The organism is Streptomyces sp. NPDC000594, from assembly GCF_040299965.1.
Lineage (GTDB): Bacteria > Actinomycetota > Actinomycetes > Streptomycetales > Streptomycetaceae > Streptomyces.
In genome coordinates, this window is the sequence record NZ_JBEPCY010000006.1 from 14,619 (window position 1) to 27,191 (window position 12,573).

The window sequence follows — 12,573 nt, forward strand, 5'->3', positions numbered from 1 at the left end:
CGCTCCCTCCTCAGGCGCCAGGGGCGGCGGACGGGTCGGATGCCGCCGGGGCGGCGGCGACGGGGAAGCGGGCGTACCCGTGCAGCACGGGTGAGCGGCGGCGCCGGACGACCGGGCCCGCGGCGCGCAGGCCGGGCAGCCGTGCGGCGAGCGCGCCGAGCGCCGCTTCGGCGACGGCGGCGATCAGTGGTCCGCCGAGGCGGAAGTGCAGATCGGCGGGGAGCCCGAACGGGCCGGGCGAGGGCCGGGCGAGATCGAAGGGGGCCGGGTCGGTGTCGCGGTTGACGGCGGCGACCAGGATGACGAGCCTGCCACCGGCGGGTATCCGCTCCCCCAGGATCTCGGTGTCCTCCCGGGCCACCCGCTGTTCCAGACGTACGGGTGGCATGACGCGCAGGGTCTCCGTCACCGCGGCGGGGGCGAGGCCGGGGTCCTGGGCGAGCGCGGCCCACTGTCCGGGCCGCTCCAGCAGCGTCCGTACGGCGTTGCCGACGAGGGTGGCGGTGGGTTCGGCGGCGCCGACGGCCAGGGCGCGGGCGGCGGCGACCGCCTCGGGGTCCCGGCCGGCCGCCGACCTCCCCAGGACGGCCGTCAGATCGGCCTCGGCCTTCGCCAGGGCGACGGCGTCCGCGAGGAGCTGCGGGCACAGCAGGCTGTCCAGGGTGCGGCGGCAGCCGGCCAGCGCGTCGGCGAAGGGTTCGGTGAGCGCTTCCGGCACACCGAGCTGTTCGCGGATCACCAGGGCGGGCAGCCGGCGGGCGTACGCGTCGAGGAGGTCGGCCGTGCCGCCGAAGGCGAGGGAGTCGGCGAGGGGGTCGAGGAGGGTGCGGGCGTGCCGCTCGGCCGACTCGCGCAGCGCCCGCCGGTGCGGCGCCGGCATCAGCGGCCCGCCCCAGGCGGTGCGGGCGGCCAGCCGTCCGAAGGCCGCGCGGTCCGCGTCGAGCGCGGTGCCGGCGAGCGGCAGCTCCCGGGCGCCGGGGTGCGGGCCGTCGCCGGTGCGGCCGTCGAAGTCCGGCGAGTCGATCACCGTGTCGGCGACGACCCGGCTCGCCGTCACCCAGGTGTCCGGCAGCTCGCCACGGAAGAGCGGACCGAGGGCCCGTACGCGCTCCTCGTAGGGGCCGGGGTCGGCGGCCTCGGCCCGCAGGATCAGCGCGTAGGGGTCGCCGCAGGTGCCCGCGAACCACTGGGCCGCGCGGGTCAGCTGGAGCCGCCGGCCGGTGGCGGCGAGGCCGTCCGTGGCCGATACGTCCGCGGTCGGTACGTCCGCGGCGGGCGCGGGCGCGGTCGGTGGGTGCGTGTTCGGTACGTCCGCGGTCGGTGGGTGCGTGTTCGGTGCGGGGCTCACTCGTTCCTCCCATCGTCGGTGGACCCGGCCGCCGGGCCCGGACGCGGACCGTCGAGCCAATCGAGCACGGCCCGCGCGGCGGCGGGCGCGTACTCGCCCATCAGCGAGAAATGCGTACCGGGCAGCTCCCCGGCGGTATGGGCGTACTCCCAGCGGGACTTCCAGCCGTCCGGCTCGCCCGCCCACGCACCGAACGGCTCGGAGGCGCGCAGATGCAGAACCGGTGCGCGGGTGGGCGCCGGCGACCAGTCCAGGAGCATGCGGTGGTAGGCGCCCACCGCGCAGAGGCGGGTGTCGTCCAGCGGCACGGCGGCGCGGTCGGCGACCAGGTCCAGCATCTCGTGACGCCACAGGCCCATCGCTCCGGGGTCGCGGGGTGTGTAGATGTCCACGAGGACCAGGGCGGCCGGGCCGGCGTCCCGGGCTTCGAGCCGAAGGGTGAGGGCATGGGCCATATTGGCGCCCGCCGAGTGTCCCAGCAGGGCGAAGGGCCGGCCGGCGGTGTGCCGGGCCACGGCGTCGGCCTGTGCGTCGAGGAGCACGTCGAGCGAGGCCGGCAGCTTCTCGCCCGCCGCGAAGCCGGGTTGGGGCAGCGCGGCGAAGTCGCACCGCCCGTCGAGCGCGCGGGCGAGGGGCAGGAACTCATGCGGGCCCGACCCGACGGAGGTACCGGCGCAGCCGATGAGCAGCGGCCGGGCCGGGCCGGTGGTACGGGTGGCGCCGCTCATGGCGACCGGGGTCAGGGGCTGTTCGCCGACGGTGTGGAAGGCGGGGCGGAAGGCGGCGGCCGCGGCGAGCAGGTCGATGGCCTCGCCGACCCGGCGGGTCCGGAGGGCTTCCTCGTACAGGGCGGTGAGGCCGCTCCGTACGGCGGGCGGTGCCGTGTCACCGCCGGCGCCCTCGGCCGCCCTGTCCGTCGCCCCGTCCGTCGCCCCGGCGGGCCGGTTCCCCCACGCGCCGGTGAGCAGGCCGGCCAGATGACCGGCGAGCGCGCGGGGGGTGTCATGGTCGAAGAGCACACCGGCGGGCAGCTCGATCTCCAGCGCCGCGCCGAGACGGCGGCGGAGCCGGACGGTGGCCAGGGAGTCGAAGCCGAGCCCGAGGAACCGCTCGTCGGGGGTGATGTCCTCGGGGCCGGGGTGTCCGAGGAGGCCTGCGGCCTCGTCGCGGATCAGCGCCAGCAGGGCGGCCGGGCGGTCTTCGCGGGCCAGCCCCCCGATGAGGGCGGCGGCCCGGGGAGCGGTCGGCTCCGCGGCCGGCGGGGTGTCCGCGAGGCCGGGGGCGGGCTCCGTCCCCGGCAGTTCGGAGATGAGCGGGCTGGGCCGGAAGGCGGTGAAGCCGTCCGTGAAGCGGGGCCAGTCCATGTCCGTGACGGTGGGGCAGGGCTCCTCGCCGTTGATGGCGCGGACCAGGACATCGAGGGCCGCCGTCGGTGCCATGGCGCGCACCCCGCGACGGCGGAGGTACTCGGCGCCCCCCTCGTCGCCCATGCCCGCGCCCGCCCAGACCCCCCAGGAGACGGAGGTGGCGGGAAGGCCGTCGGCCCGGCGGCGCTGGGCGAGGGCGTCCAGTTCGGCGTTGGCCGCGCCGTACGCGCTCTGGCCGGCGCTGCCCCAGACCCCGGCGCCGGAGGCGAAGAGCACAAAGGCGTCCAGGTCGTGGGAGCGCGTCAGCTCGTCGAGGTGACGGGCCCCGAGGACCTTGCCGGAGCAGACCTCGGCGAACAGGGCGGCGTCGGTGGCGCCGAGGGGGCTCACCTGCGGGACGCCGGCGGTGTGGAAGACCGCGGTGAGCGGGGTGTCCGCCGGTACGGCGGCCAGCGCCCCGGCCAGCGCGTCCCGGTCCGCGACGTCGCAGGCGGCGAAGGTGACCTTGACGCCCAGCTCCAGCAGCTCGGCCTCCAGCGCGGCGGCGGTGGGGCCCCGGTGACCGCGCCGGCTCAGCAGCACCAGGTGCTCGGCGCCGTCGCGGGCCAGTCGGCGGGCGAGATGCCCGCCGAGGGCGCCGGTGCCGCCGGTGACCAGCACCGTGCCGCGCGGCCGGTAGCGGGGGCCGTCCGGGTCGGCCTCGGCTCGGACCAGCCGGCGGCCGTGGGCGCCCCGGTCCCGTACCGCGATCTGGTCCTCGGGGCCGTCGAGCAGCCGGACCGCGGACGCCCAGTGGGTGTCCTGTGCGGAGCCGGGCATATCGAGCAGCCCGCCCCAGCGCGCGGGCATCTCCAGCGCGGCGGTCCTGCCGAACCCCCACAGCTGGGCACCGGCGGCGGTGGGCCGCTCCGTGCGCGCCACGGCCACCGCGTCCTGGGTCACGCACCACAGGCGAGCGGACACGGCCTCATCCTCCATCGCCTGGGCCAGGGCCAGGGTCGCCAGCACCCCGGTGGCCACCGGCCCGTGCCGGGGCTGTTCCCGATCATCGGCGCCCAGCAGGGACAGCACGCCCGGCACGGGGGCGACTGTGTCACCTCGGAGCGGGCCCGGCAGGGACCGGGCGAGGGCGGCGGCGAGCGAGGCCCGGTCGGCGGCGGCCGTGTCGACGGCGAGGCGGGTGACGACGGCTCCGGTGCGGGTCAGCGCCTGCTCGGCGGCGTCGGCGAGCCCGACACCGCCGCCCCGGTCGGGATGGACCACGAGCCAGTGTCGGGGGGCGGCCGGGCGGCCCGGGTCCCGGGGCGCGGCCGGGGGAAGGCGCCGCCAGTCGGTGCGGTAGCGCCAGTCGGCGAGAGCGCGCGCGGCCGGGGTGCCGGGTTCGATCCAGTACCGGCGGTGCTGGAAGGCGTACACCGGCAACGGAACGCTCCGGGCGCCCGAGCCCGCGAAGAGCGCGGTCCAGTCGACGGTGGCACCCCTGGTGTACGCGGTGGCCACCGCCCGCAGCATGCTGACGACTCCGGCGTCCACCGCGACCACCGATCCGGCCCCGCGCCCGGGAGCCCGGCGCAGCACGGGCACGATCACCACCTCGGAGCCGCCACCCCCGACGAGATCGGTACCCCCGGGGCCCCCGGAGGTCTCGGAGACCCTGAGAGCCTCGGCGGTCCCGGGGGGTTCGGTGGCCTTGGCGGCCTTGGCCGCGCCGGAGGCCTCGGGGCTCCCGGAGTTCCCGGCGATCCCGGGGACCCCTGGGACCCCGGGGATCTCGGCCGTCCTGATGGCCCCGGAGAGCCCGGGGGTCCCGAGGACCTCGGCAGTCTCGGCAGCGCCGGAGGTCCCGGAGATCCTGGAGGCCCCGGCGAAATCGGTGACCCCGGAGGTCTCAGGAACCCTGGAGGTCTCGGAGACCCTGAGAGCCTCGGCGGTCCCGGGGGTTTCGGTGGCCTTGGGGGCCTTGGCCGCGCCGAAGGACTCGGGGCTCCCGGAAGCCTCGACCGTCTCGGTGCTCCCGGAGGTCCCGAGGAACTCGGAGTTCCCGGCGATCCACGTAACCCCGGAAGCCCCGGAGATCCCTGGGGTGGTCCCGAGGGCCTCGGCTGTCTCGGCGGAGCCGGAGGTCCTAGAGGCCTCGGCCATCTCGGAGGTCCCGGGGGCCTCGGGGACCTCGGTGGCCTTGGCCGCGCCGGAGGACTCAGGGCTCCCGGAGGCCGCGAGAGTCTCGGAGTTCCCGGCAATCCGCGTAACCCCGGGGAGTCCGGCGCCCCCTGGGATCCCGGGGATCTCGGCCGTCCTGGCGGCGCCGGGGGCCTCGGGGGTCACGAGGACCTCGGCCGCCTCGGCCGCCTCGGCGGTGCCCGGGGCCAAGCACTCCTCGGCCATCGTGCTCAGCGACGCGTCCGGGCCCAGTTCCACGAAGGTGGTCACGCCCTGGGCGCGTGCCGTGCGCAGGGTGTCGTGGAAGCGCACGGTCCGCCGGATGTGGCCCACCCAGTAGTCGGGGTCGCACAGCTCCTCGGCGGTGACGGGCCGCTCGCCCGTCGTATGGGCGACGATCGGGATGCGCGGGACGCGGTAGCGCAGCCCGGCGGCGACCCGGCGGAAGTCGGCCAGCATGCCGTCCATGAGGGGCGAGTGGAAGGCATGGCTCACCCGGAGCCGCTTGATGGCACGGCCCTGTGCGGCGAACCGACCCGCCAGTGCCGTCACCGCCTCCTCGGCGCCGGATATCACCACGGACCGGGGGCCGTTGACCGCGGCGACGCCCACCCGGTCCCCGGCGTCCGACCCGGCCAGCAGGTCGAGGACCTCCGCCTCCGTCGCCCGTACGGACACCATCGCGCCGCCGGGCGGCAGGGCCTCCATGAGCCGGCCGCGCGCGGCGACCAGGGCGCAGGCGTCGTCCAGGTCGAGGATCCCGGCGGCATGGGCGGCGGCGATCTCACCGACCGAGTGGCCGAGCAGCCGGTCCGGCCGCATGCCCCAGCTCTCCAGCAGCCGGAAGAGCGCCACCTCGACGGCGAACAGCGCCGCCTGGGTGTACCGAGTACGGTGCAGCAGCTCCGCGTCGGGGCTGCCGGGCGCGGCCTCCAGTACGGCGGAGAGCGGCCGGTCGAGCCCGGGGTCGAGCCGTCGGGTGACCCCGTCGAGCGCGGCGGCGAAGACCGGGAAGGCGGCGCGCAGTCCGCCGGCCATCCCGGCGCGCTGGCTGCCCTGCCCGGTGAACATGAACGCGACCTTCCCGTCGCGCCGCCGCACTCCGTCGACCACCGCCGGTCCACGGCCACCGGCCGCGAACTCCCGCAGTGTGTCCAGCAGTTCGGCGCGGGAGGAGCCGAGGAGCACGGCCCGGTGCTCGAACGCGGTACGGGTGGCCACCAGCGAGTAGCCGATGTCGAGCGGACGGGCGTCCGGCTCCCCGCACAGCCGGCGGTGGAGCCGGCCCGCCTGGTCGCGCAGGGCGGCCTCGCCGCGCCCCGAGAGGACCCACACCACGGGGACGGCGGCCGCCGGCTCACCCGGCGCGTCGACCGGCCCGCCCGGCTCGTCGGGCGGCGGGGGCGCCTCCTCCAGGACGATGTGCGCATTGGTCCCGCCGACCCCGAAGGCCGAGACACCGGCCCGCCGGGGGCCGCCCGCCCGCTCCCAGGGGACGGCCTCCGTCAACAGCCGCACGGACCCCGCCGACCAGTCCGCGTGCGGGGTCGGTTCCTCCGCGTGCAGGGTCCGCGGCAGCACCCCGTGCCGCATCGCCATCACCATCTTGATGACACCACCGACCCCCGCGGCGGCCTGGGCGTGCCCGATGTTGGACTTCAGCGACCCCAGCCACAGCGGCCGGCCGGGCGGGCGCTCCCTGCCGTAGGTGCCGATGAGGGCGCCCGCCTCGATGGGGTCGCCGAGCCGGGTGCCGGTGCCGTGCGCCTCCACGGCGTCGACCTGGTCCGCGGTCAGCCGGGCATCAGCGAGCGCCTGGCGGATGACCCGCCGCTGGGCCGGGCCGCTGGGCGCGGTCAGCCCGTTGCTGGCGCCGTCCTGGCCGACCGCCGAGCCCCGGACGAGACCCAGGACCCGCCGGCCCTCGCGCCGTGCGTCGGACAGCCGCTGGAGCACCAGCACCCCGACACCCTCCGCCCACCCGGTGCCGTCCGCCGCCGCCGAGAACGCCTTGCAGCGCCCGTCGGCCGCCAGCCCCTTCTGGCGGGAGAACTCGACGAACGCCGCCGGGTCCGGCATGACCGCCACCCCCGCCGCCAGCGCCCGCCCGCACTCACCGCGCCGCAGCGCCGCGACCGCCACATGCAGCGCCACCAGCGAGGAGGAGCAGGCCGTCTCGACGGTCATCGAGGGACCCTCCAGCCCGAGGGCGTACGACACCCGCCCCGACAGCACCGCGTCCGCGCTGCCCGCCAGCAGATGGCCCTCCGAACCCTCCGGGACCCGGCCGGGATCGGAGACATAGTCGGCATGCGCCGCGCCCACGTACACCCCGGTCCGGCTGCCCCGCAGCGTCCCGGGTGCGATCTCGGCCCGTTCGACGGCCTCCCAGCAGACTTCGAGGAGCTGGCGCTGCTGGGGATCCATCACCACGGCCTCCCTCGGCGAGATACCGAAGAAGGAGGCGTCGAAATCGGCGGCTCCGGCGAGGAACCCGCCCTCGCGGCAGTAGGTGGTCCCCCGGGCGTCCGGGTCGGGGTCGTAGACACCGTCGACGTCCCAGCCCCGGTCCGAGGGAAACGGCCCGATCGCGTCCGTCCCGTCGGCGACCAGCTCCCACAGCGCCTCGGGCGAGTCGACGCCACCGGGATAGCGGCACGCCATACCGACGATGGCGATGGGCTCATGGGCGGCGTCCTCAAGTTCACGCGTGCGCTGCCGGAGCCTCTCGACCTCCTTGACGGAGGTACGCAGGGCCTCCACCAGCTTCTCGGTGGAGGTCTGGGAGGAGGACATGGCCATGGGTGGGTGTTCCTCTCGGAGTGGTGCGGAACTGTCCGGCGCGGTGTACCGACGGGGAAGGGACGGGAGGGGAGGGGAGGGGAAAGGACGGCGGGTGCGGTCAGGAACCGGACCCGCCGAGTGCGAGGGCGATCAGCGCGTCGCTGTCCAACTCGTCGATGGCGTCCAGGGCTTCGGCGGTGTCGGCGCCGGTGGATTCCGAGGACCGCACCCGTGACGGTGGCGTCCGGACGGCCCCCTCCTCGCGGGCCGAGGCGAGCGCGAGCAACTCGTCCAGCACCCCCGCCTCCCGCAGCACGGCCAGCGGCAGCGAGGCCAGCGCCGTCCTGATCCGCTGCTCCTCGTCCCGCTCCCCCGCCTCCCGGCGACGGTCCTCCCACACCTCGGCCAGATGGCCGACGACCGCCTCCGGGGTCGGATGGTCGAACACCAGGGTCGTCGGGAGCCTGGTGCCCAGCGCCCGGCCCAGCCGGGTGACGACCTCGACCGCCGTGAGCGAGCTGAACCCGAGATCCTTGAAGGCCTGATCGGCGGGTATGCCCTCGGGCCCGGCATGGCCCAGCACGACGGCCACCTCGCGGCGGACCAGGTCGAGCAGCAGCTCCCGCAGCTCCACCGGGCCGACGCCGGAGAGCCGTTCCGACAGCCCCTGCCCGTCGTCGCTCCCGTTCCCGGGCCGCTCCTCCGCCAGGCCCGTGCCCGGCAGATCGGCGATCAGCGGACTGGGCCGGAACGCGGTGAACGACCGGGCGAACCGGGGCAGATCCAGATCCGCCACGACCACACAGGTGTCCTCGCGTCCCAGGGCCGTACCGAGGGCCTCCAGGGCTCGTTCGGGAGCCATGGCGCGCAGCCCGCGTTCCCGGAGGAACTCCTCGCCCTCCCCCTCACCCATGCCGCCCTCGCCCCACAGGCCCCAGGCGATCGAGGTGGCCGGCAGACCGTCGGCACGGCGCCGCTCGGCCAGCGCGTCGAGCGCCGCGTTCGCCGCGCCGTACGCGCTCTGGCCGCCACTGCCCCAGACACCGGCGCCCGATGTGTACAGCACAAAGGCGTCGAGATCCCGGTCGCGGGTGAGTTCGTCCAGATGGTGTGCCCCGGCCACCTTTCCACCGTGTACGCCGGCCATGTCGTCGACCCGCAGGGACAGGAAGTCGCCCGAGTGCGGAACGCCCGCGGTGTGGAAGACGGCGGTGGGCGGATGCTCCCGCAGCAGGGCGGCGACCGCGTCCCGCTCCGCCATGTCGCACGCCACCACCGTGACCCGCGCACCGAGCGCACCCACCTCCGCCACCAACTCGGCGACGCCCGGTGCCTCCTCGCCCCGGCGGCTGGTCAGCACCACATGACCGGCACCGTTCGCCGCCAGCCACCGCGCCACCCGACCGCCCAGCGCACCCGTACCCCCGGTCACCAACACCGTCCCCCGAGGGGTGTACGCACGGCCGTCACCGGGCGCTCCGCCGGCGGGCGCCAGCCTGCGGCCGTAGACACCGGAGGCGCGTACGGCCACCTGGTCCTCGGCCGCCGCTCCGGACAGCACCCAGACCAGCCGGCGCAGACAGACGGCGTCCGGCACGTCGGGAAGGTCGACCGCGCCGCCCCACACCCCGGGGAGTTCCAGCGCGATGCCACGGCCGACCCCCCAGACCTGCGCCCCGGCCGTGGACGGCCGCTCCCGGGCCGAGACGGCGACGGCCCGGCGCGTGACGGACCACAGCCGCGCCCCCGTACCCGTATCGGATACGGCCTGCGCCAGGAGCACCGTGCCGACGGTGGCACGGTCGAGTACGGGACGGTCCGGGTACGGTCGCTCGTCCATCCCGAGCAGGGAGACCACGCCGTCCCAGGAACCCGAGAGCCGCGCGGCGAGCCCATCGCGCCCCAGGGCCACGGGGTCGGCCACCAGCCGCTCCACGGTGGCGCCGTGGTGGGTGAGCACATCGGCGATGTCCTCCACCGGTACGGACTCCACGCCCTCCGGTACGACCAGCAGCCAGCGCCCCGACAGCCGAGGGGCCTCACCCGCCGACAGCCCCTTCCACACCACCCGGTAGCGCCACGCCTCGATGCCGGTGGGCCGGGCACCAGGGCCCCGATCCAGGCTGCGCGGGGTGCTCTCGATCCAGTAGCGGTGGCGTTGGAAGGGGTACGTGGGGAGGTCGATCCGGCGGGTGGCGAGTCCGTGAGAGGCGTAGGCGGCCTTCCAGTCGACGGTCACTCCGGCGACGAAGGCCTCCGCCATCGACGCCCAGAGGCGGGACAGGCCGCCTTCGCCGCGTCGGAGGGTTCCGACCGCGACGATGTCGTCGCGGGATGCCCGGTCGGCGAGTTCCTGGACGCCGATGGTGAGTACGGGATGCGCGCTCACCTCGACGAACGCGCCGAAACCGTCCGCGAGGAGCAACTCCACGGCGTCGGCGAACCGGACCCGCTGGCGAAGGTTCCGATACCAGTAGCCAGCATCGGCAGACGCCTCAGCGACACGGCCGGGGTTCACTGTCGAGTACCAGGGGATGACCGGCTCACGTGCCACGACCGGCGCCAGCAGAACGGCCAACTCTTCCTCGATCGCCTCCACCTGGTCGGAGTGGGATGCGTAGTCCACCGGCACCCGGCGCGCCCGAACCCCCTCCGTCTCGCAGGCGGTGACGAACTCGCCGACCGCTTCCGCCTCGCCGGAGACGACCGTGATCCCGGGGCCATTCACCGCAGCCACGCCCAGTCGGCCGTCCCAGCTCGTGAGGCGTTCCTCCACCACACTCACCGGCAACGCCACCGACGCCATACCGCCCGCACCGGCCAGGACCCGGCCGATGGCCTGGGACCGCAGCGCCACCACCCGGGCACCGTCCTCCAAACTCAAAGCCCCCGCGACCACAGCCGCCGCGATCTCACCCTGCGAATGGCCCACCACCGCATCCGCCACCACACCCGCAGACGCCCACACCCCGGCCAGCGACACCATCACGGCCCAGGTCACCGGCTGGATCACATCCACCCGGTCAAGATCACCCCCCGAGCGGACCACATCCAGAAGGTCCCACTCAACAAACCCGGAGAGAGCCTGGGCGCACTCGGCCATCCGCGCCGCGAACACCGGCGACGCGTCCAAAAGCTCCGCGCCCATCCCCGGCCACTGGGTCCCCTGCCCGGGGAAGACCCACACCGTCCGACCCACCGACCCCGCCACACCCGAGAAGACGGGAACCCGCAAGCCTTCCAGCAGGCCATCGCGGTCCGAGGCCACCACCACGGCACGATGACCGAACACCGAACGATGAGCCGCAGACCAACCCACCTCACCCAGCCCAACGGAACCGCCCCGCTCCACCACCGAAGCAAGACGCCCCAGACCCGCCCTCAGACCGTCCGCCGACCCGGCCGAAACCACCACCGGCACGGGGGCGGCAAACGAGGAAGGCTCAACTTCCGGCTCTTCGGGAGCCTGCTCCAGTACGACATGCGCGTTGGTCCCACTGACCCCGAACGCGGACACACCCGCCCGACGGACCCGCTGAACATCCGGCCAATCCCGCGCCCGGTCCAGCACCTCCACCGCACCCGACGACCAGTCCACATGCGACGACGGCGTATCCACATGAAGCGTCTGCGGCAGCACCCCGTACCGCATCGCCATCACCATCTTGATGACACCCGCGACACCTGCGGCCGCCTGCGCATGACCGATGTTCGACTTCAACGACCCCACGAACAGCGGACGGTCCGCCCCCCGCCCCTGCCCATAGGTGGCGAGGAGTGCCTGTGCCTCGATGGGGTCGCCCAGGCTGGTCCCCGTACCGTGTGCCTCGACCGCGTCGACCTGGTCGGGGCCGAGGCCCGCGTTCTCCAGCGCCTGGCGGATCACCCGTTCCTGCGACGGGCCGTGCGGCGCCGTCAGGCCGTTCGACGCGCCGTCCTGGTTGATCGCGGAGCCCCGTACAACACCCAACACGCGGTGTCCCAGCCGCCGCGCGTCCGAGAGTCGCTCCACCAGCAGCATCCCCACACCCTCGCCGGGGCCGAAGCCGTCCGCCGTGTCCGAGAACGCCTTGCAGCGGCCGTCCGGGGAGACACCCCGCTGCCGCGAGAACTGCACGAAGACCGCCGGGGTGGCCATGACCGTCACACCACCGGCCAGGGCGAGATCGCACTCGCCCTGCCGCAGTGCCTGCACGGCGAGGTGGAGTGCGACCAGCGACGCCGAACACGCCGTATCCACCGATACCGCAGGGCCCTCAAGCCCCAGCACATAGGAGATCCGGCCCGAGCTGAAGCTCACGACCCCGCCGGTCAGCAGGTCGCCCTCCAGCTCGGCCGTGGAGACATCGATGTCCCTGGTGTAGCCGCCGTCCCAGGCGCCGACATAGACGCCGGTACGGCTGCCGCGCAGGCCCCGGGGGTCGATGCCCGCCCCCTCCAGCGCCTCCCACGAGGTCTCCAGCAACAACCGCTGCTGCGGATCCATCGCCAGCGCCTCACGCGGCGAGATACCGAAGAAGCCCGCGTCGAACTCCCCCGCCCCGTGCAGGAAACCGCCCTCGCGGCAGTAGGTGCGGCCCACCGCGCCGGGGTCGGGGTCGTACAGGCCCTCGACGTCCCACCCCCGGTCCACCGGGAAGCCGGAGACCGCGTCCGTCCCCGACTCCACCAGGTCCCACAGCTCCTCCGCCGAGCCCACCCCGCCCGGAAGACGGCAGGCCATCCCCACGATCGCGATCGGCTCATGGGCCCGTTCCTCCACCTTCCTCAAGCGGGTGGTGGCCCGGTGGAGTTCGATGGTGGCCCGCTTCAGATAGGCGCGTAGCTCCTGCTCGTCAGCCATGTTTCGTCACCCCGTGGTTCGGATGGTCGGTGTGGGCGGTGGTGGGGAGGGGCGGTTCGGAACCGCTCGCC

Annotated in this window: 2 protein-coding genes and 1 pseudogene; all 3 read right to left on the reverse strand. The window is 75.0% G+C overall.

The genetic code is table 11. The features are described from left to right. Positions 1-10: 10 nt before the first annotated feature. Positions 11-1,348, reverse strand: coding sequence for a cytochrome P450 family protein (locus ABT354_RS11530; protein ID WP_351492105.1), 1,338 nt, complete (start codon positions 1,346-1,348; stop codon positions 11-13). Beyond that, positions 1,345-7,677 carry a type I polyketide synthase gene (locus ABT354_RS11535; RefSeq protein WP_502983389.1) on the reverse strand — a complete coding sequence of 2,111 codons (6,333 nt, stop codon included), beginning with the start codon at positions 7,675-7,677 and terminating at the stop codon, positions 1,345-1,347. The genes ABT354_RS11530 and ABT354_RS11535 overlap by 4 nt, the downstream gene beginning before the upstream one ends. Positions 7,678-8,077: 400 nt before the next feature. Continuing rightward, positions 8,078-12,502 (reverse strand): annotated as a pseudogene (locus ABT354_RS11540) (type I polyketide synthase); the annotation flags it as partial. Positions 12,503-12,573 lie beyond the last annotated feature (71 nt).